Source organism: Bacillus sp. AMCV2 (genome assembly GCF_056033925.1).
Genome location: NZ_JBVYIB010000002.1, coordinates 286,470 through 305,898 on the forward strand (window position 1 = coordinate 286,470; position 19,429 = coordinate 305,898).

General features: G+C 44.5%; 20 protein-coding genes. 14 read left to right on the forward strand and 6 right to left on the reverse strand.

Annotation, left to right across the window (positions count from 1 at the left end):
* Positions 1 to 31 precede the first annotated feature (31 nt).
* On the reverse strand, positions 32 to 988 hold the full coding sequence (gene natK, locus AC0OMA_RS01630) for a two-component system sensor histidine kinase NatK (RefSeq protein WP_047182032.1): 957 nt from the start codon (positions 986 to 988) through the stop codon (positions 32 to 34).
* 12 nt (positions 989 to 1,000) lie between these two features.
* On the reverse strand, positions 1,001 to 1,702 hold the full coding sequence (natR, locus tag AC0OMA_RS01635; RefSeq protein ID WP_003234759.1) for a two-component system response regulator NatR: 702 nt from the start codon (positions 1,700 to 1,702) through the stop codon (positions 1,001 to 1,003).
* Positions 1,703 to 1,845: 143 nt separating this feature from the next.
* On the opposite strand from natR, the gene natA reads away from it, so the two are divergent.
* The 3 genes from natA (at position 1,846) to AC0OMA_RS01650 (ending at position 4,815) form a co-directional block, all read left to right on the forward strand.
* A complete protein-coding gene (gene natA / locus AC0OMA_RS01640) occupies positions 1,846 to 2,586 on the forward strand; it encodes a sodium ABC transporter ATP-binding protein NatA (RefSeq protein WP_015252894.1) in 741 nt (246 codons plus the stop codon).
* A complete protein-coding gene (natB, locus tag AC0OMA_RS01645; protein WP_251218042.1) occupies positions 2,587 to 3,747 on the forward strand; it encodes a sodium ABC transporter permease NatB in 1,161 nt (386 codons plus the stop codon).
* Between the two features lie 135 nt (positions 3,748 to 3,882).
* A complete protein-coding gene (locus tag AC0OMA_RS01650) occupies positions 3,883 to 4,815 on the forward strand; it encodes an aldo/keto reductase (protein ID WP_047182034.1) in 933 nt (310 codons plus the stop codon).
* A 38-nt stretch (positions 4,816 to 4,853) separates the two neighbouring features.
* Here the strand turns inward: AC0OMA_RS01650 and AC0OMA_RS01655 are convergent, their stop codons facing one another.
* Together AC0OMA_RS01655 and AC0OMA_RS01660 are read right to left on the reverse strand one after the other, a co-directional pair.
* Positions 4,854 to 5,918: a DUF4352 domain-containing protein gene (locus AC0OMA_RS01655; protein WP_003234750.1), complete on the reverse strand. Its 1,065-nt coding sequence runs from the start codon at positions 5,916 to 5,918 to the stop codon at positions 4,854 to 4,856.
* Between the two features lie 22 nt (positions 5,919 to 5,940).
* Positions 5,941 to 6,072, reverse strand: coding sequence for a hypothetical protein (locus tag AC0OMA_RS01660; RefSeq protein ID WP_003246334.1), 132 nt, complete (start codon positions 6,070 to 6,072; stop codon positions 5,941 to 5,943).
* A 173-nt stretch (positions 6,073 to 6,245) separates the two neighbouring features.
* Here AC0OMA_RS01660 and AC0OMA_RS01665 point away from each other — a divergent pair, with 173 nt between their 5' ends.
* Positions 6,246 to 7,667 carry a YcdB/YcdC domain-containing protein gene (locus AC0OMA_RS01665; RefSeq protein WP_474221840.1) on the forward strand — a complete coding sequence of 474 codons (1,422 nt, stop codon included), beginning with the start codon at positions 6,246 to 6,248 and terminating at the stop codon, positions 7,665 to 7,667.
* A 186-nt stretch (positions 7,668 to 7,853) separates the two neighbouring features.
* Positions 7,854 to 9,215, forward strand: a complete 1,362-nt coding sequence (locus tag AC0OMA_RS01670) for a YcdB/YcdC domain-containing protein (protein WP_474221841.1) — start codon at positions 7,854 to 7,856, stop codon at positions 9,213 to 9,215.
* Positions 9,216 to 9,222: 7 nt separating this feature from the next.
* On the opposite strand, the gene cwlK is transcribed toward AC0OMA_RS01670, so the two are convergent.
* On the reverse strand, positions 9,223 to 9,726 hold the full coding sequence (gene cwlK / locus AC0OMA_RS01675) for a peptidoglycan L-alanyl-D-glutamate endopeptidase CwlK (RefSeq protein WP_047182036.1): 504 nt from the start codon (positions 9,724 to 9,726) through the stop codon (positions 9,223 to 9,225).
* A gap of 122 nt (positions 9,727 to 9,848) precedes the next feature.
* Between cwlK and rapJ the strand changes: the two genes are divergently transcribed.
* From rapJ to znuB, 6 genes are all read left to right on the forward strand, one after another.
* Positions 9,849 to 10,970 (forward strand): response regulator aspartate phosphatase RapJ, encoded by a 1,122-nt coding sequence (gene rapJ, locus AC0OMA_RS01680; RefSeq protein ID WP_015715201.1) that lies wholly within the window; start codon positions 9,849 to 9,851, stop codon positions 10,968 to 10,970.
* A gap of 107 nt (positions 10,971 to 11,077) precedes the next feature.
* On the forward strand, positions 11,078 to 11,854 hold the full coding sequence (locus AC0OMA_RS01685; RefSeq protein WP_015382686.1) for an SDR family oxidoreductase: 777 nt from the start codon (positions 11,078 to 11,080) through the stop codon (positions 11,852 to 11,854).
* Between the two features lie 24 nt (positions 11,855 to 11,878).
* On the forward strand, positions 11,879 to 13,564 hold the full coding sequence (locus AC0OMA_RS01690) for a glycoside hydrolase family 13 protein (RefSeq protein WP_474221842.1): 1,686 nt from the start codon (positions 11,879 to 11,881) through the stop codon (positions 13,562 to 13,564).
* A 187-nt stretch (positions 13,565 to 13,751) separates the two neighbouring features.
* A complete protein-coding gene (locus AC0OMA_RS01695; RefSeq protein WP_003234733.1) occupies positions 13,752 to 14,711 on the forward strand; it encodes a metal ABC transporter substrate-binding protein in 960 nt (319 codons plus the stop codon).
* Positions 14,712 to 14,765: 54 nt separating this feature from the next.
* On the forward strand, positions 14,766 to 15,461 hold the full coding sequence (znuC, locus tag AC0OMA_RS01700) for a zinc ABC transporter ATP-binding protein ZnuC (RefSeq protein WP_014475714.1): 696 nt from the start codon (positions 14,766 to 14,768) through the stop codon (positions 15,459 to 15,461).
* Positions 15,419 to 16,261, forward strand: a complete 843-nt coding sequence (gene znuB, locus AC0OMA_RS01705; RefSeq protein WP_041053073.1) for a zinc ABC transporter permease ZnuB — start codon at positions 15,419 to 15,421, stop codon at positions 16,259 to 16,261. Before znuC ends, znuB begins: the two co-directional genes overlap by 43 nt.
* A 37-nt stretch (positions 16,262 to 16,298) precedes the next feature.
* Here znuB and AC0OMA_RS01710 read toward each other — a convergent pair whose 3' ends face one another.
* The gene (locus tag AC0OMA_RS01710; RefSeq protein ID WP_327844641.1) at positions 16,299 to 17,294 is read right to left on the reverse strand and encodes an LLM class flavin-dependent oxidoreductase; all 996 of its coding nucleotides are present in this window, start codon (positions 17,292 to 17,294) and stop codon (positions 16,299 to 16,301) included.
* 283 nt (positions 17,295 to 17,577) lie between these two features.
* Here AC0OMA_RS01710 and AC0OMA_RS01715 point away from each other — a divergent pair, with 283 nt between their 5' ends.
* From AC0OMA_RS01715 to AC0OMA_RS01725, 3 genes are read left to right on the forward strand one after another with little or no spacing between them, the layout of a single operon-like run.
* Positions 17,578 to 18,177 carry a TerD family protein gene (locus tag AC0OMA_RS01715; RefSeq protein ID WP_015482760.1) on the forward strand — a complete coding sequence of 200 codons (600 nt, stop codon included), beginning with the start codon at positions 17,578 to 17,580 and terminating at the stop codon, positions 18,175 to 18,177.
* Positions 18,178 to 18,198: 21 nt separating this feature from the next.
* Positions 18,199 to 18,780 (forward strand): TerD family protein, encoded by a 582-nt coding sequence (locus AC0OMA_RS01720; protein ID WP_003234723.1) that lies wholly within the window; start codon positions 18,199 to 18,201, stop codon positions 18,778 to 18,780.
* A 34-nt stretch (positions 18,781 to 18,814) separates the two neighbouring features.
* A complete protein-coding gene (locus AC0OMA_RS01725; RefSeq protein WP_003241242.1) occupies positions 18,815 to 19,393 on the forward strand; it encodes a TerD family protein in 579 nt (192 codons plus the stop codon).
* Positions 19,394 to 19,429 lie beyond the last annotated feature (36 nt).

Consider the following 19,429-nt stretch of genomic DNA (forward strand, 5'->3'; position numbering starts at 1 on the left):
ACCTTGAAAAGCCAGGCTTTTCAAGGTTTTTTTATTTCTGAAACGGAATTTTGATTTCTAACCGGAAGACGGGGTGGCGGTAGGTAAAATCCAGTCTGCCAAAAGCGCTCTTCACCAGTTTTTGAATGATATATGTGCCCATGCCTTCATGAGCGCCGTTTTTCGTTGAGCGGCCAAACGATTGATAGATTGTATCGAGCACTTTTGGGTCCATCCCGGGAGTGCTGTTTTCACAAGTCAGTACATAAAGTCCGCTGCGCAGTGAAGTCTCCAGTTTAATCTCTGCTTTTTCTCGGGCCTCCGCCGCGCTGTCGAGCGCATTTTCTAATATGTTGCCGACCAAGCTGACCTGATCAGCAGGCGAAAACGGAAGGGAAGAAAGCGGTGTATGCATATGCAGCGAAACACTCACATTCGAGGCGCGGGCTTTTTCTAAAAAATCATAAAGCACCCCTGCAACGTACGCGTTCTCTCCTTTCAAAAAACGGTCATATTGACTGTATTGATCCGCCCAGTTTTGAATATATGCTTGTGTATCTGCCTTGGGCTGAGCTGATTTGATTGCAGTGATATGTTTCATTGTGTCATGATTCCGGCTTCTGACATCAATCAGCATTTGATTGGCGTGCTGTTCAGCCTGAGTCAGCTTATCAATTTGATCAGAAAGCCTTGCCTGCAAAGCAGACTGTCCGATACGGAGCCCTTCACACCCTGCAAATATCGCGATTACACATAATGCCGGCATGATGTTTGTGCCGATCAGCACCACTCCCGCCGACATCACTTGAATCACGGCAATCCATGCACAAAGACCTGAGGAACAGTGTTTCCACACCCGCTTCGTTTTCCAAATGTACAATCCTGCAGCAGCTGCGCCTAAAACAGCGGTGAGCCAAGAGACGGCTGTGCTGTGTGAAAGAGCAGCAGCTCCCTGATAACATATGAAACTAAATAAAATCAGATAAAGACATTGAAAAAGGGTAATCACGTACTAAACTCCTCAAAAATAGTAGTTTTGAAAATAATCAAGCTGCTGCTTGGTGATCATCGCTTTTTTAGACGTTCCCTCAAAGGAAACTGTAAATGAATGCTTGGTATAAGCGGAAAAATGCTTTATGTAATGAATGTTGATAATAAAGGAACGATGCGAACGAAGAAAATCTTTTTCGGGCAGGTCGCCTTTAATATCATTTAATGTTTGATACGTTTGCACCTCTTCGGCGGTTGTCACAATCGTCGTCGAACGTCCCGTCCGTTCTGCGAAAATAATATCCTTCTTTTGCAGGACATGCATTTCAGACTTTTGCTTTATCAATATACGCCCATTCAAACTCGTTTCCGTTTTCTTTTTCAAGTACCGGTCGAAGGAAGCGGCCAGACGGTCGGCATAGTACGGCTTCATAATATAATCATGGACGTTCAGGTCAAAGGCGTGAACCGCATAACCGCCGTGGCCGGTAACAAAAATCACATCCACATCAAGTGAATGGGATTTGATCAAATCAGCAAGCTCGTAGCCAGACATATGGGGCATCTCGATATCGGCAAGCAGCAGATCAATGTCTCCGTTCTTTACCCGCCTGTAGGCTTCCTTCGCTGAATCGGTGGAAAAGACAATTTCGACGTCCTGCATTCTGGACACGATCGCTTCCAGCTTCTCTAAATCTACTCGATAATCATCTACAAGTCCGACTTTTACCATTATCATTCCCCTAGTTACATAGAATCATCTTTATTCTATCCCATTTCGCGACATAAAAAGAACTCTTCGCGACAACTTTATCCAACTAATCCAGCTTTTCGTATATAGTCATTACTAGAAATAAAGATAAGGGAGATTGTGACATGATTACACTGACCGATTGCAGCCGCAGGTTTCAGGATAAGAAAAAAGTAGTCAAAGCGGTGCGAGATGTAAGTTTAACAATTGAAAAAGGAGAAGTCGTCGGCATTCTCGGAGAAAACGGTGCCGGCAAAACCACGATGCTGAGAATGATTGCTTCCTTGCTTGAACCATCACAGGGTGTAATCACAGTAGACGGCTTTGACACGGTCAAGCAGCCGGCTGAGGTCAAAAAAAGAATCGGTGTCTTATTCGGAGGAGAAACCGGGCTTTACGACAGGATGACCGCTAAAGAAAATCTCCAATACTTCGGCAGGCTGTATGGGCTGAACCGCCACGAGATCAAAGCAAGAATAGAAGATTTATCGAAACGGTTCGGCATGCGCGATTATATGAACCGGAGAGTGGGCGGGTTTTCGAAAGGCATGAGGCAGAAAGTCGCCATTGCCAGAGCGCTGATTCACGATCCGGACATCATTTTATTTGATGAGCCGACAACTGGGCTTGATATTACGTCAAGCAACATCTTCCGCGAATTTATTCAGCAGCTGAAAAGAGAACAAAAAACGATTCTTTTCTCCAGCCACATTATGGAGGAAGTGCAGGCGCTCTGTGACAGTGTCATCATGATTCACAGCGGAGAGGTGATTTACCGAGGAGCGCTTGAATCTCTATACGAGAGCGAGCGCAGTGAGGATTTGAATTACATCTTTATGTCTAAGCTTGTCAGGGGGATTTCTTAAATGCTGAGCCATATTTATAAAAAAGAAATGATCGACGCTTTGCGCGACAGAAAAACGATTTTACTCACAATCTTAGTGCCGATGATTATGATGCTTGGACTTGTCTTCTTTTATGAAAGCATGCTGTCCGACAAAGGGGAGCAGTACACGCTGGCTGTCGGCCATTCGCTTCCGCCCGCACTGGAAAGCAAGCTTAATGAGATTGACGAAATCAGCGTAAAAACATTTGCAAAGCCTGAAGAGGCAGTTGATGAAGGAAAAGCAGATGCCTATCTGAACGTCCCGAAAGAGTTCGACTCTTATGTCAACAGCATGACACCTTTTAAGGTTGATGTTTACGGCAATTCAATCGATCAAGGGTCGTCAAATGCCATGCAGTTTGTGCAGTCTGCCTTAGATCAGTACAAAAATGAAATTGTGCAGCAACGTTTAACAAATAAGCATATTGATCAATCGGTGATCCAGCCGTTTACGATTCAGCAAAAGGAAGCGGATGAGGAGAAAGGGACTTCCGCTATTATGCTTTCCGCCATTCTGCCCATGCTGATTCTGACTTCCATTGTTTCCGGCGCAATGCCGATCGCTCTTGATATCATGGCCGGTGAAAAGGACCGGAAGTCAATCGAGGCGCTGCTATTAACGCCAGTCAGCAGAAACAAAATGCTGGTCGGCAAGTGGCTTGCGGTTTCCACTTTTGGCGTGGCTTCAGGTGTATTGGCTTTGGTGTTTTTGATTTTGTCCACCGTGTTATTTACCGAAAATTTAAAAACGGCCTTCCAGCTGGGAGATCATATGTGGAGTGTAATCGGCGCTTCAGCCTTAATCATTGTGCTCTCTGCATTGCTGATCTCTGCGATGGAGCTTTTCATCAGCATCATGTCCAGCTCGGTAAAAGAAGCGCAAAGTTATATGTCTCTCGTCGTCTTTCTGCCTGTGTTCCCGATGTTTTTCATCTTCAGCAAGGCACCGAACCAATTTGACTTATCATACTTTCTCATCCCGTTTCTGAACCTGCATGCGTTATTTAAACAGCTTTTATTCGGGATGGTTGACCCGGCTGCCATTTTGTCTACGTCAGGAACCATCGCCGTGCTCATCGCCATCTTCTTTTTACTAGCCAGAGCCTGCTTCCTGAAAGACAAATGGGTTCTTCCAAAATAAACTTGCGAAAGGAGAAATACACTTTCTCCTTTTTGTATATCCTGAAAAAAGAAGGAAAATAGAAAAAGGATATCTAATACAAAAAGTGACCCTGCACTATTTTTCATCAAAATTGGTTTCAAAGGAGAAGGAACAATGGATCAAACACGTACACTCGGCAAAACGAAGCTGAAGGTGAAGCGGATCGGATTCGGCGCGAATGCGGTCGGCGGGCATAATCTATTTCCAAATCTAAATGATGAAACAGGGAAGGATTTAGTGCGCACGGCATTGGATGGCGGCGTCAATTTTATCGATACCGCCTTTATATATGGATTGGGGCGATCTGAAGAATTAATCGGCGAAGTCTTACAGGAACGCGGCGTGCGGAATGAGCTCATCATCGCCACCAAAGGAGCTCATAAAGAAGTGGACGGCAGCATTGAATTAGACAATAGCCGGGAGTTTCTTCGCAGCGAGGTCGAGAAGAGCCTGAAGCGGCTGAAAACAGATTACATTGATTTGTATTATGTTCACTTTCCGGATGGAAAAACACCTCTCGCTGAAGTGGCGGGCACTTTGAAAGAGCTGAAGGATGAGGGGAAAATCAAAGCAATCGGCGCTTCGAACCTCGATTATCAGCAATTGCAGGAATTTAATGCTGACGGCTATTTGGAGGTCTTCCAGGCCGAATATTCTCTCATACAGCGTGATGCCGAGAAAGAGCTTCTTCCGTACTGTGAAAAACAAGGCATCTCCTTTATTCCTTACTTTCCGCTTGCGTCCGGACTGCTGACAGGAAAATTCACGCGAGACACCGTCTTTGATGATTTCAGAAAGGATAAACCTCAATTTCAGGGTGAAACGTTTATCCACAATCTCAAAAAAGTAGATAAGCTGAAAGCAGTAGCGGAGGAAAAACAAGCGGATACGGCACATGTCGCCTTGGCGTGGCTGTTAACGAGACCGGCGATTGATGCCATTATTCCAGGAGCTAAACGACCTGAGCAATTACAGGATAACCTGAAAACCTTGAACATTGAACTGACCGAAGACGAAGTGAATTTCATCAGCGACATTTTTAAATAAAAAGGAAATAGCCGTCACGGCTATTTCCTTTTGGTGTTTTATTCTTTGATGAATGCTTCGACTAATTCTGCTGCTCTGTAATCATCCATATCAAGCTGCCATTGGTCGATGTCATTTTTCTTCATTTTCACTTCAACTGTTTTTTCAGATGAAGCAGGTCCAAGCTTTTTGAATTCCTCAGGATAGACTTGAAGCGCGTATTTCACTGCCTCTTCATAGCTGGCACTAGAGTTTTTACTGTAGTAGTCTTTCACTTTGTCTTCGATACGGTCTGAAAGAGAAGATGCATCTACAGGTTTAACTGTGGCTTCAACAATTGCTTCGTCTTTAGAGATTGAAGTCGTTTTTGCCTGAATGGAAGAGTTTTTGCTTAATCCCTCTTTAATGCCGTTCACGATATTATCAAGCGCTTTGCTGTCCGCATATGTGCTGGAAAGGCCGGAAGCTGAGAGATAACCGTCTTTGGCTGATTCATTAAAATCATTTACAATTTCATTTTTGTTAGCGCCGGTGATTTTTTCGAAATCGGCGTTATCTTTGCCGAAAAGAAGGACATCAACATAAGCTGATAACGCTTTTGCAGAATCTTGGAGCTTATCTGCCGTCGCCAGGATTTTTTTGTCTTTTCCGTCAATTTTAAAAGTAACTGATTTTGGCTTTTTATCACCGTAAGATTCCGGCGTATAGTTAAGCTCGTATTGCTTGCCTTTATCTACAACGAAGAAAAGATTTCCTTCAACGGATTTGTCAGCGTTAATCGTGCTGCCTTGAAGCTTTTCGCTATAGTCTTCAGGGTCTGTGTCAGACATTTTGGTATCACCTTGATACAATGTGAAATCCATACTGTCTACATTCAGCGGGTCTTTTCCTGTGTTTTTCACCGCGACATTGACTTTTAACACAAGCTGGTCATCTGAAGTGGACTTATCATATTTAGACGGAAGCGTGTAAGAGACATCCTTGATTTTGACTTGAGCTATATCTGAGCTTTTTTCTGTTTCTGATTCTTTCTTCTCCGCGCTTGTTTTGCTGCCGGAACAAGCAGCTGTAAACATCATCAGCAGAAGAATTAGGAAAACAGCGTACGTTTTTTTCTGAAACATTCATTTTTCCTCCTCAAATGGTTTAGGAAAGGGGAGTCTTTTGTCTTTGAGAAATGGATCTTTTTGAATGGATTAGCATCATATAACCAAAAAAATCAGTTCTTTTCTCACGGTTTTCACCGGATTTTCTGGAAACTCCGCCCTCCTTTGTCATGAATGGACCTATAAAAAGTTACAACGGAATTAATTTTAAGATTATTAGCTTTTATATTGAATAGGTTCATCATCCTATTTTTGGTGAAAAATGTTCTGGTAAAACTGGTAAACTCAGAAAACTGTGTATTTTAGACTATTACTTTTTGATTAGTTGGAGGGAACTTAAGAAGGATGAAAGGGGCTGCCTTTGTGAAGAAAGAGGGACTGAAACAAAAAGCACTGGAAATCGGCCGGGTGCCGACACACTTAAAACTGGAAATTGAAGATTATGGCGGTGATGACAAAAGAGCTCATTTTTGTTGGGCAGATCCTCAGGATGAGAATATCGGCATTATCGTGGAACTTGGACCGGACGGAGAGCTGGAATCCCTTTCCCGTGATATTGAACCTGAAAGCGGAGAAAGGCTGTCTGAGGAGAAACTAGAGGATATCATGCGCCAATTTGTCGAGACTCATCATCCGGGGGCACTCTCTGCCTTTGTTCGTGAAGAAAGTGACCGTGCATACGGCAATAAAGTGAGATTTTCATATGTTCAAATGGAGGCTGGGCTTCCTCTCCCCATGAGCGGATTTATGGCTGATGTTTCCTTATCAGGTGAGATCGTTTACTTCCGCTATTACGGCGAAGCAGGCAGCATCATCAAGCCAAAGAGGGTCGCGGATGTTGAAGAGGCACTTGCCTTTATCAAGAAGGACGTGGAGTTCGACCTTTTGTTTCAGGTTCTCCATCGTTCTGTTTACAAAAATGGAGATGATCAGCCGCATTTGGTGTATGAGCCTGAATGTAGGGCGATTACCGTACCTGCGGATTTGGTTCAAGAAGAACAAGGAGGAGTTGATGATGACGATAATTACAGGGAGCCTGAGAGCTTTCCTCTCCCTTTATTCGAGGGCATCCAGGAAAAGGCCGATCCTGACAGCATGATTGGTATTGAAAATGGGTTTGTCAAAGAGCGGGAAGCGGATTTGGGAGATGGGAGAATCGGAATCGTTTGGCGGAATCCGGATGACCCTGTGTATCAGCCGGCGGATAAAAGCATGGACAGCTGGTTTAAGGGACGGACTCATCAAGTGCTGAAAACCATCTATAATAAAGAAACCGGAAAACTCGAAGGCGTCATGTCATTTATGGAGGAAAAAGGGCCGCTGACAGTAACTTTGGCAGAGTGCGAAAAAATCGCGCTTCGCTTTCTGTTTGCTTTATTTCCGAATGCCGATCAATATTTTAGGATCAGATACGACGAAAAGGATGAAGAGGAAAACGCAGTCGCTGTTTTTACATTTGAAGCGCATTGTCACGGAGTTCCGATCCGATTTGGGCAGATCAAAATTTGTGTCAGCCGCCAGACAGGGTATATCACCGTTTATATGGGACCGGATATTGACCCAAATGAGCTGGCAACCATTAATCCTGTGCCGGCCATTTCAGTTGAACAAGCCAAGTCTATCTTTTGGCAGCATTTTAAAGTTGAGCTTGGCTGGGAAAGAGAATATCACGATAATGAAGAACACAGCTACCGGCTCGTCTATAGGCCGGTGTATCCGCATTTTATCGATGCACATACAGGAGAGGCTGTCTTCAGCTTATGGTGAAACAGTCAAAAGTCACGCAATTGCCTCGGATATAGAAGAGAGTATGTGATGAAAGTAACAGAAAGAATCTCGAAAAACAATGACAATAATAGAAAAGGACCTTTCTTCACTTTAAATGAAGAAAGGTCTTTTTATATAATAAACAGGATTCTCTTTGTCGTAGACTCTTTGAAAGGGATGACTTCATTGGTTAATAAACAGCTGAAAAAGAAGGCGCAGGAGATCGGAAATGTACCGACGCATTATGAGCTTGAGATAGAAGATTACGACCAAAAGCAAAAGAAGAACGGGCAGGCATATTTTATCTGGAAGGACCCTAAAGATCCGGAAAAGCACATTACAGTTGAACTTAGAAATGACGGCGCTTTGCTCACCTTTTCAACAACTGTCCGCTCCGAGACAGACAAACAACTTCCAGATGCCGAGCTGAAGCTGACGGCTCTTCAGTTTGCCGCTGCCAATCATCCCGGCACATTTATGAATTTTCATTTTCAAGGCAAGGAAGAACGGGGGCAGCACATCCGGTTTGTCTATACCAAAATGGAGCTGGGGCTTCCGATTCCCAATTCAGGCTTTTTAATTGATATGACACGAAGCGGTCAGATTGTCCACTTTCTATATTACGGGGAAGGGCATAAAGCCGAAGTTCCGACAGAATTTGTAGCAAAAGAGAAGGTTGTGTCCCATTACTTAAACACAATGTCTTTTGAGCTGATGTATGATGTCATTGATGGCGAACAGGAACCAAGGCTTGTTTATGAACCGATTCTCCCGGGATACAGCTATCCCGCAGATATAGGCGAAATTGTGCCCGACCAGCATATCGCAGATGAAAGAATAGAAAACACGGCGTCACTGCCGCCGCTTCAGAACAAGGAAGAAGTTGATATATTTGCCTTGCTGGGTTTTACCTCTGATATGCAGAAAGTCAGTGAAAGAGACTTTGGAGAACAAATTGGAAGCACATGGCGCAGGGGCGCTGCGCCGGAGCGTAAGGATTTAAGCATAGGAAGCTATTTTGAAACGAGAAATAAAAACACAATCAAAATGAAGACGGATAAAAGAACTGGAAAATTAAAAGCAGCGCTTTCTTTTATGGAGCGGCCGAACAACCGCCAATGCTCCACGGAAGAATGCCAAGAGATAGCGCTTCAATTTTTGTATGCCCTCTATCCGAGAGCGGCTGAGTTTTTCAGGGTGAATCCCGTCCGAATTGATGAGAGAGGGAGAGTCCGCAACCATTTTTCTGTCTGGTATAAAGGAGTGCCGCTGCGGTTCGGCGCTGCCCGCATCATTGTCAATCCGGAAACTGGGTTGATTGACGCTTTTATGGCGCCTGATATTGAACCTGAACAATTGGAAGCGATAAATCACAGGCCGGATGTTTCCGCTGAAGAAGCGAGAGAAGCGTTTTTAGCCGCTTTTGATGTGAAGCTGGAATGGCAGCCTGATTTTACTGCAGGCAGTGACCAGCACTACAAACTTGTCTATAAGCCGGTTTACCCTTCCTATATTGATGCGCACATAAGGAAAAAGAAAAGGCTGTGAGGGGTGTCTAGTTAGGAATCATCTCCAAGTGGGGGTAGTCCTTGAATCGTTTCCAATCCCCGCCCCATTCAAAACCGAGTGTCTTAGCGATCCCGACAACCTCCAGCCAATCTGATTTTCCGTTTTGATTGCCGTCATATTCCATATCCCATATGATGCTTCCATCCTTTTTTTGAAGGGCGAAATCAATCGCTAAACCATAGTTATGATACGATTCCCCTCCTCTTGCATAGGTGACAATATTCCCTTTTTTTGTACGTCCCTGTTTATATAATTCATCTTGTTCCTTAAAGGACCTGAATCCTTCAGTAATGACGACGGTAATGCCTTTATTCGCTGCAGCGGCTTTGAGTGCATCGGCATTCTGCTTCACAATCGGATGAAGATCCGAAGGGACAGGCATGTCCTGCAAGGCGTTTTGAGAATGCCATTCATGCCGAATATAACTAAAACAAAGATCTAGAAGAAATAGAATACATAAGATGACAAATGTTTTTGCGGGTAACTTCATATCGGTCTCACTTTCTCAAGATGTGCTGAATGTTAACGCTTTTAAGTGATTGACTCTCTCTAAAAGCGAACAGCTATGATAAAATATAACATAAATAGTAGCAGGAGGAAGGAGGCAGACCGATGAGAGCAAAGATTCCATCAGAAGAAGTAGCAGTAAAGCTGAATGAATGGTACAAGCTCATTCGCGCATTTGAAGCAGATCAAGCAGAAGCGTTAAAGCAGGAGATTGAATACGATTTAGAAGATATGGAAGAGAACCAGGACTTGCTTTTATATTTTTCTTTGATGGAATTCCGCCATCGAATCATGCTTGATAAGCTGATGCCGGTGAAAGACAGCGACACCAAGCCTCCGTTCTCTGATATGCTGAACGAAATTGAAAGCAATCAGCAAAAACTCACGGGCTTATTGGAATACTACTTTTATTATTTCAGAGGAATGTACGAATTCAAGCAGAAAAATTTCATATTAGCGATCGACCATTATAAACATGCCGAGGAAAAGCTCGAGTATGTCGAGGATGAGATCGAAAAAGCTGAGTTTCTTTTTAAAGTCGCAGAAGTGTATTATCACATCAAACAAACGTATTTTTCCATGAATTATGCGAGCCAGGCGCTTGATATCTATACGAAATATGAACTGTACGGTCGCCGCCGGGTTCAGTGTGAATTTATCATCGCCGGAAATTTGACCGATGTGTATCATCATGAAAAAGCACTGACCCACTTGTGCAGCGCTTTAGATCATGCCAGGCAGCTTGAAGAAGCATACATGATCGCCGCTGCCTATTATAATGTCGGACACTGTAAGTACAGTCTGGGTGATTACAAAGAAGCGGAGGGCTATTTCAAAACAGCCGCCGCCATTTTTGAGGAGCACAACTTTCAGCAAGCTGTTCAAGCTGTATTTTCACTGACCCATATCTACTGTAAAGAGGGAAAATACGACAAGGCAGTAGAGGCGTATGACCGCGGGATAAAGAGCGCGGCTGAATGGGAGGATGACATGTACTTGACGAAATTCCGCCTCATTCATGAGCTGTATCTTGGAAGCGGCGACCTGAACGTGCTTACAGAATGCTTTGACCTGCTGGAATCCAGGCAGCTTCTTGCCGACGCCGAAGATCTGCTGCATGATACAGCGGAACGTTTCAATCAGCTGGAACATTACGAGTCCGCTGCTTTCTTTTACCGCAGGCTGATGAATATTAAAAAGAAGCTTGCCGAGCAGCGTTTTCAATAGGAAATGGCAGAGAACTACAGGTTCTCTGCTTTTTTTGTGCTGTTTTCAACTCGGAAAAACAGGGTATTTTCCACTGCATAGTGAGAAATCAGAGGAGGATATCAAGTATGTACAAAGATTTAACCGGAAAAACAGCGATTGTGACAGGGTCTTCAAAAGGAATCGGGAAAGCCATTGCAGAACGGTTCGGACAGGAGAAAATGAATGTTGTTGTAAACTACCACAGCGACCCGTCTGGAGCCGATGAAACTCTGGAAATCATTAAGCAGAACGGAGGGAAAGCCGTCGCAGTTGAGGCGGACGTGTCAAAAGAAGAGGGGATTCAGGCGCTCTTGGACACAGCTTTAGAGCATTTCGGCACGCTCGATGTGATGGTAAACAACTCCGGTTTTAACGGCGTTGAGGCGATGCCGCATGAGATGAGTCTTGAAGATTGGCAGAGAGTGATTGATGTCAATGTTACCGGAACCTTTCTGGGAGCAAAAGCAGCACTTAACCACATGATGAAAAACAATATCAAGGGCAATGTGCTGAATATCTCAAGTGTTCATCAGCAGATTCCGCGCCCAGTCAACGTTCAGTATTCCACATCCAAAGGCGGCATCAAGATGATGACGGAAACGCTGGCGCTCAATTATGCGGATAAAGGAATCCGCGTCAATGCGATAGCGCCCGGCACCATTGCCACAGAATCAAATGTTGATACGAAAAAGGAAGAGAGCAGGCAAAAACAATTGAAAAAAATTCCGATGAAAGCCTTCGGAAAGCCTGAAGAAGTGGCGGCAGCAGCAGCTTGGCTCGTATCTGAGGAAGCAAGCTATGTGACCGGCACAACACTTTTCGTCGACGGCGGAATGACACTTTATCCATCTCAGCTTGAATAGAAGACAAAACAGGGGGATTGCGGGATGAAAACAGACTGGTGGAAGGATGCAGTGGTGTACCAAATTTACCCGAGAAGCTTTCAGGACAGCAATGGAGACGGAATTGGGGACTTGCGGGGGATTATTTCCCGTCTTGACTACATAAAGGAGCTCGGGGCAGATGTGATTTGGATTTGCCCGATCTATCCTTCTCCGAATGTTGATTACGGCTATGATGTGACAAACCATAAGGCGATTATGGATTCTTACGGAACAATGGACGATTTTCACGAGCTGCTGGACCAGGTGCATCAGCGGGGATTAAAGCTGGTGATGGACTTTGTGTTAAATCACACCTCGGTCGAGCATCCGTGGTTTAAAGAAGCGGAGCTGGACAAAAACAGTAAATACCGCAGCTATTATTATTGGCGTCCCGGCACAAAGAACGGCCCGCCGACGGACTGGCTCTCAGACTATGGATGCCCGGTCTGGCAATACGAAGAGCACACCGGAGAGTACTATCTCCATATGAATGCCGTCAAACAAGCTGATTTAAACTGGGAAAATCCCGAAGTTCGCCAGGCGGTGTATGACATGATGAAATTTTGGCTCGATAAAGGGGTCGACGGTTTGCGAATTGATCAGCTCCATCTCATTTCTAAGAAAGAATATCTTCCTTCGTATGAGGACTATATCAATCAGCAGGCAGAGCCGAGGCCCTTTCAGCCAAATGGCGAAAGAATCCATGACTATTTAAAAGAAATGACAGATGAAGTGTTTTCTCAATATGATGTCATGTCTGTCGGAGAGGTCGGCAGTGTCACACCGGAAGAAGGCCTGAAATATACGGGAACAGATAAGCATGAGCTGAATATGATTTTTCACTTTCAGCATATGGAGCTTGATCAGCAGCCCGGAAAAGAACATTGGGATTTGAAGCCCCTTGAGCTTTCTGATTTAAAATCGGTTTTGACAAAATGGCAAAAGAAGCTTGAACATCAAGGCTGGAATACATTGTTTTGGTGCAACCACGACCAGCCCCGGATTGTGTCCAGATTCGGAGACGATGGGGAATACCGTAAAACATCAGCGAAAATGCTGGCAACCGTACTTTATTTTATGAAGGGCACGCCGTATATTTATCAGGGAGAAGAAATCGGGATGACAAATGCGCCGTTTACCCGGATTGAAGACTACAAAGATATCCAAACGATCAATATGTATCATAAACGGGTGTTTGAAAAAGGCTATGATCCAAATGATGTGATGAGATCGATCTTAGCCAAAAGCCGGGATCACGCCCGGACCCCGATGCAGTGGAACAGCGGCAAAAATGCCGGATTTACTGACGGCACGCCTTGGCTGAAGGTCAATCCGAACTTCACCGCAATCAATGTGGAGGAAGCGCAAGGAGATCCTAATTCGGTCTTAATCTATTACAAAAAGCTGATCAGCCTGAGAAAGCAGTACGCTGACCTCATGAAAGGGAGCTTTGATCTTTTGCTTCCGGACGATCCGCAGTTGTTTGTATACATGAGAGAAAACAGTAAACAGCAGCTTTTGTCGGTCAATAATTTTTCAAAAGAGCAGGCTGTTTTTCAGTGGCCTAAGAACTGCGGCAAAGCTCAGGCCTCTCTGCTTCTCAGCAATTATAACAACGATGATCTTGCTGACGAAATGGTGTTCCGGCCTTATGAGAGCAGGGTCTATCTTCTGGACAAAACAAACTAATGATTTAAGTAGCCCGGCATTCTTAGCCGGGTTTTTTTAGTACATATATTCGCTCTGCAGGCGGGAAGAATAAATGAAAATGAAATTTATTCTTGCAAAACGTAATGACTTCGGTTTATTATGATATAGGATTACAAAATCGTTATCATTTTGATTTAAAGTTACTGAAAAAGAGGGGATATACGATATGTTTAAAAAATGGAGCGGTTTGTTTGTGATTGCAGCGTGCTTTTTATTAGTTGCAGCATGCGGCAACTCATCAACAAAAGGGTCGGCGGATTCAAAGGGTGATAAACTGCACGTTGTCACAACGTTCTACCCGATGTATGAATTCACAAAACAAATTGTAAAAGACAAAGGCGATGTGGATCTGTTAATCCCATCTTCCGTTGAACCGCATGATTGGGAACCGACGCCGAAAGACATTGCCAACATTCAGGATGCTGATTTGTTCGTTTATAATAGTGAATACATGGAGACATGGGTTCCGTCAGCTGAAAAAAGCATGGGCCAAGGCCATGCCGTTTTCGTTAATGCAAGCAAAGGCATTGATTTAATGGAAGGCTCTGAAGAAGAACACGAAGAGCATGATCATGGGGAGCATGAGCACAGTCATGCAATGGACCCTCACGTATGGCTCAGCCCTGTTCTGGCACAGAAGGAAGTTAAAAATATTACGGCGCAAATCGTGAAGCAGGACCCGGATAACAAAGAATACTATGAGAAAAATAGTAAAGAATATATTGCAAAACTGCAGGATCTTGATAAACTATATCGTACAACCGCAAAAAAAGCGGAGAAAAAAGAATTTATCACGCAGCATACAGCTTTTGGCTATCTGGCAAAAGAATACGGCTTGAAGCAGGTTCCGATTGCAGGGCTTTCACCTGACCAAGAACCGAGCGCAGCCAGCTTGGCAAAGCTGAAAACATATGCCAAAGAACATAATGTAAAAGTCATTTACTTTGAAGAAATTGCATCCTCAAAGGTCGCAGATACGCTCGCCAGTGAAATCGGCGCGAAGACAGAAGTGCTGAATACACTGGAAGGCTTGAGCAAAGAAGAACAGGATAAAGGTTTAGGGTATATCGACATTATGAAACAAAATCTCGATGCCCTGAAAGATTCACTATTGGTTAAATCATAAGATAGTGTGCGCCGGAGGGTGCACACTATTTCTTTGTGAGAAAGGAAGATTAACATGAATCTCGTCTCATTGAAAGATATCGTTTTCGGCTATTCCCATACGCCTGTTTTAGATAAAGTATCACTTGATATTGAAAGCGGTGAGTTCGTCGGCATCACTGGACCAAACGGCGCCTCTAAATCGACGCTCATAAAGGTAATGCTCGGCATGCTGAAACCGTGGGAAGGCACAGTGACGATCAGTAAAAGGAATACAGAAGGGAAACGCCTGACCATAGGGTACGTCCCGCAGCAAATTTCTTCATTTAATGCCGGCTTTCCGAGCACGGTGCTGGAGCTTGTTCAATCAGGCCGCTACACAAAAGGGAAATGGTTTAAACGTTTAAATGAAGAAGATCATCTTGAAGTAGAAAAAGCACTGAAAATGGTGGAAATGTGGGAGCTCCGTCACCGTAAAATCGGTGATTTATCAGGCGGACAGAAACAGAAAATCTGTATCGCCAGAATGCTTGCCAGCAACCCGGATCTGCTGATGCTGGACGAACCGACGACAGCTGTTGATTACGACAGCAGAAAAGGATTTTACGAATTTATGCATCACCTTGTGAAAAATCACAACCGCACAGTTGTGATGGTTACTCACGAACAAAACGAAGTACAGCAATTTTTAGATAAAGTGATTCGATTAGAGAGAGGAGAAAAAGGCGGATGGAAATGTTTGACTTGGAATTCATGCGACGAGCTTTTCTAGCAGGCGGCATGATCGCCGTCATGGCTCCGATACTAGGAGTGTATCTCGTTCTCAGAAGACAGGCCTTAATGGCTGACACACTTTCACATATCTCATTGTCAGGTGTTGCCATCGGCTTTTTTCTCAGCACCAATATAACCGCAGCAAGCATAGTCGTCGTGACCATCGGCGCAATCGGAATTGAATACATGCGGCGGGCGTATCGGACTTATTCAGAAGTGTCCATTGCGATCTTGATGGCAGCTGGTTTGTCCTTCGCGATGTTTTTAATCAGCCTTTCCAAAGGCACAGCCAATATGAGCATCGATCAATACCTATTTGGATCGCTTGTGACAGTAAACCAGCAGCAGGTCTATATTATCAGTATTATCACACTGCTGATCCTGCTTTATTTTATCGTACTGAGAAGGCCGCTCTACCTGCTGACGTTTGATGAAGCAACAGCCAAAACATCGGGAATCAATACAAACGTTCTTTCATTGTCATTCAGTATTGTCACAGGCCTTGCGATTTCAGTCATTATTCCGATCATCGGGGTCCTTCTTGTCTCGGCCCTGCTCGTATTGCCGGCAGCATTCGCCATCAGAATTGCAAAAGGCTTTAACATGGTTTTCATTACAGCCATACTCATTTCGTTATTCAGTGTATTTACGGGACTGACATCATCCTATCAGCTCGGGACGCCGCCAGGTCCGTCTATTACCCTGCTATTGATCGTTTTGCTATTAATCGGATTTGCAGTTCAGGGAGTTTGGACGTTTATCAAAAAAGAAGCTCAGCGCAAAAAAAGGCGCCGATAACATGAAAAGCAGTTTTCCCCAGGGAAAACTGCTTTTTTTATAGAAACAATCCGGCAAGGCGCTCATACGATTCTTTTTTCGCCTCAAAATCAAATACATTGCACAGTACCATGATTTCATTTGTTTCATAGCGGTCTGTGAGGTCTAACAGCTGTTGTTTGACAGTGGTTGGAGAACCGATCACCATCCGCTTTCTGTTTTCTTCTATGAGTTTTTTATCGGACGCTGTGTAGAGATGGGCTTTCGCTTCCTCGATGCTTGGCACGCGGCTGTCCAAGCCTTTTCCGACGCGAAGAAGCCACAAATCCTGGCTTAATGCGAGTTCTTCTGCCTCTTCATCTGTTTTTGCGCAAATGACAAAAATCGTAAACAGTGCGGATGGATTCGAAAAATGGGCTGAGGGCCGAAAGCTTTCCCGGTAGATGCGGAATGCATTTTCTCCTCGCTCGGGATTAATGAAATGCCCAAATACATATCCAATCCCCTGTTGCGCCGCGCGTCTTGCGCTGTTTTCACCAAGACCGAGCACCCATAGCTCGGGTGCCGTGCCAATAAGGGGCGCCGCTTTGATTCCGGCATACGGATGGTCGGGAGGAAGGGAATCTGTTAGAAAATAAGAGACATCCTGCAGCTGTCTGTTAAATTCGGTTAAGCTTTTTTTCACCCCGTCCGTTAATGCAAGCCTGGTTTTTGTCGTGCCGCCGGGAGAACGACCGACGCCGAGGTCAATCCGGTTTGGATACAGGGCCTCAAGCTGGCGAAAGGTTTCAGCCACTTTAAATGGGCTGTATTGGGGCAGAAGCACGCCGCCTGATCCGACACGAATGGTGTTTGTCTGTGCTGCGATGCGGGCGATCATGATTTCAGGCGCTGTGCTTGCCAGTCCTTTCGTGCTGTGATGCTCGGCAAACCAATAACGCTTATAGCCCCACTCTTCGCTTAATTGGGCAAGCTCAACCGAATGCTGAAGAGTTGTCACAGGGCTTTCTCCTTTAGAAACAGGTGCCTGATCAAGTATGCTTAAATGAATCAAAAGGCCGCTTCCTTTCTGTCTGTTTTTAGATGGTGACACCAGAATAGGCAAAATGACTTGCCCGCGTCAAATGGTTTGTTTAAGAAGCGCACTTTATAGCATTTGCAAATCATATATCAAATATGGAAGTTTTTTTTCGAGGTTTTTCGTCAATTATTCTTAACTTTTACGAAACTTTGATATAATAACAAACGTATATATTAGTAATTTACGGCTTATTTTCCTTGTGAGCGTAAAAATAAATGTGACTATCTTCACATTTCGATGAGTAGGAGTGAATCGTGTGGCAATTTCATTAGAAAAAGGTCAACGAATTGATTTAACAAAAGGAAAAGCCGGTCTGTCAAAATTGATGGTCGGTCTCGGCTGGGACCCAGTGTCCTCAGGCGGAGGATTCTTCAGCAAACTGCTTGGCGGAGGCGGTCCGAATATCGACTGTGACGCTTCAGTGCTGATGCTGGAAAACGGAAAATTTACCGATAAGAAAAACCTGATTTATTTCGGCAACCTGAAAAGCCGCTGCGGCGGTGTACAGCATACAGGCGACAACCTGACGGGTGACGGTGCGGGCGATGACGAGCAAATTATGATAGATTTAGATAAAGTGCCTGCAAACATCGATAAGCTTGTATTTGTAGTAAACATTTACGATTGTGTCAGAAGAAAACAAGATTTCGGCATGATTCAAAATGCGTTTATCCGCGTAGTTGATCAATCTCATCATGAAGAAATGCTCAAGTACAATTTGAGAGACAATTATGCCGGCAGAACAAGCCTGATTACAGCAGAAATCTACCGCAGCGGCAGTGAGTGGAAGTTTGCGGCGATCGGTGAGGGCACAAACGATACGAGATTAGAAGATATTATCAGCAGATACGTATAAAAGAAAAGGAGTGGATGAAACATGACAATTTCATTGGCAAAAGGACAAAAAGTAGATTTAACAAAAACAAATCCGGGTCTTTCAAAGGTTGTTGTCGGTTTAGGCTGGGATACGAACAAGTATGACGGCGGGCACGACTTTGATCTTGACTCAAGTGTGTTTCTGTTAGACGCTGCAGGCAAATGCGCATCTCCAAACGACTTTATTTTCTACAACCAGCTTGAAGGCGGCAACGGTTCAGTCGTTCATTCAGGCGACAACCTGACTGGTGCTGGCGAAGGCGACGATGAGAATGTAAAAGTAAATCTCAGCGCTGTACCGGCAAACATTGATAAAATCTCATTTGTTATTACCATTCACGATGCAGAAGCGCGCAGCCAAAACTTTGGACAAGTATCAAACGCGTTTGTCCGCATCGTAAATGAAGAAACAAATGAAGAGCTCATCCGTTACGATCTTGCAGAAGATTTCTCTATTGAAACGGCAATCATTGCAGGGGAGCTTTACAGACATAACGGCGAGTGGAAATTCTCCGCAATCGGCTCAGGCTACCAAGGCGGCCTTGCCCGCATTGCAACAGACTACGGTTTGCAAGTCGGTTAAGACAAATACGAAGAGCAGAAAGGAGAGAGGCAGTATGGCCATTCAATTATCAAAAGGACAGCGCATTGATTTAACAAAAACAAATCCGGGACTGACAAAAGCGGTGATCGGCTTAGGCTGGGATACAAACAAGTACTCCGGCGGACACGATTTTGACCTGGATGCTTCGGCCTTTTTAGTTGATGCGCATGATAACTGCGTAAATGATCTCGATTTCGTCTTCTATAATAACCTTGAACATCCGAGCGGCGGTGTCATCCATACGGGTGACAACCGCACGGGTGAGGGCGACGGAGATGATGAGCAGATTATCGTTGATTTCTCAAAAATCCCTGCTCACATTGAGAAAATCGGCATCACAGTGACCATTCACGACGCTGAAGCACGCAGCCAAAACTTTGGACAAGTTTCCAATGCATTTGTCCGCGTTGTGGATGAAGAAACGCAGAATGAGCTTCTTCGCTTCGATTTGGGAGAAGACTTCTCCATTGAAACAGCTGTTGTCGTTTGTGAGCTTTACAGACACGGCGGCGAGTGGAAATTCAATGCGATCGGCAGCGGATTTTCCGGCGGGCTGGCTGCATTGTGCCGGAATTACGGTTTGCAAGTGTAAGCGAGTGACAAATAGAGAAGTCACCGTTTCAAATTA

What these genes read in the sequence shown, in the direction of transcription:
- natR (WP_003234759.1), bottom strand. Translation starts at nt 1,702, where the DNA reads ATGGTAAAAGTCGGACTTGTAGATGATTATCGAGTAGATTTAGAGAAG.
- natA (WP_015252894.1), top strand. Translation starts at nt 1,846, where the DNA reads ATGATTACACTGACCGATTGCAGCCGCAGGTTTCAGGATAAGAAAAAA.
- natB (WP_251218042.1), top strand. Translation starts at nt 2,587, where the DNA reads ATGCTGAGCCATATTTATAAAAAAGAAATGATCGACGCTTTGCGCGAC.
- AC0OMA_RS01650 (WP_047182034.1), top strand. Translation starts at nt 3,883, where the DNA reads ATGGATCAAACACGTACACTCGGCAAAACGAAGCTGAAGGTGAAGCGG.
- AC0OMA_RS01655 (WP_003234750.1), bottom strand. Translation starts at nt 5,918, where the DNA reads ATGTTTCAGAAAAAAACGTACGCTGTTTTCCTAATTCTTCTGCTGATG.
- AC0OMA_RS01660 (WP_003246334.1), bottom strand. Translation starts at nt 6,072, where the DNA reads ATGACAAAGGAGGGCGGAGTTTCCAGAAAATCCGGTGAAAACCGTGAG.
- AC0OMA_RS01665 (WP_474221840.1), top strand. Translation starts at nt 6,246, where the DNA reads ATGAAAGGGGCTGCCTTTGTGAAGAAAGAGGGACTGAAACAAAAAGCA.
- cwlK (WP_047182036.1), bottom strand. Translation starts at nt 9,726, where the DNA reads ATGAAGTTACCCGCAAAAACATTTGTCATCTTATGTATTCTATTTCTT.
- rapJ (WP_015715201.1), top strand. Translation starts at nt 9,849, where the DNA reads ATGAGAGCAAAGATTCCATCAGAAGAAGTAGCAGTAAAGCTGAATGAA.
- AC0OMA_RS01685 (WP_015382686.1), top strand. Translation starts at nt 11,078, where the DNA reads ATGTACAAAGATTTAACCGGAAAAACAGCGATTGTGACAGGGTCTTCA.
- AC0OMA_RS01690 (WP_474221842.1), top strand. Translation starts at nt 11,879, where the DNA reads ATGAAAACAGACTGGTGGAAGGATGCAGTGGTGTACCAAATTTACCCG.
- AC0OMA_RS01695 (WP_003234733.1), top strand. Translation starts at nt 13,752, where the DNA reads ATGTTTAAAAAATGGAGCGGTTTGTTTGTGATTGCAGCGTGCTTTTTA.
- znuC (WP_014475714.1), top strand. Translation starts at nt 14,766, where the DNA reads ATGAATCTCGTCTCATTGAAAGATATCGTTTTCGGCTATTCCCATACG.
- znuB (WP_041053073.1), top strand. Translation starts at nt 15,419, where the DNA reads ATGGAAATGTTTGACTTGGAATTCATGCGACGAGCTTTTCTAGCAGGC.
- AC0OMA_RS01720 (WP_003234723.1), top strand. Translation starts at nt 18,199, where the DNA reads ATGACAATTTCATTGGCAAAAGGACAAAAAGTAGATTTAACAAAAACA.
- AC0OMA_RS01725 (WP_003241242.1), top strand. Translation starts at nt 18,815, where the DNA reads ATGGCCATTCAATTATCAAAAGGACAGCGCATTGATTTAACAAAAACA.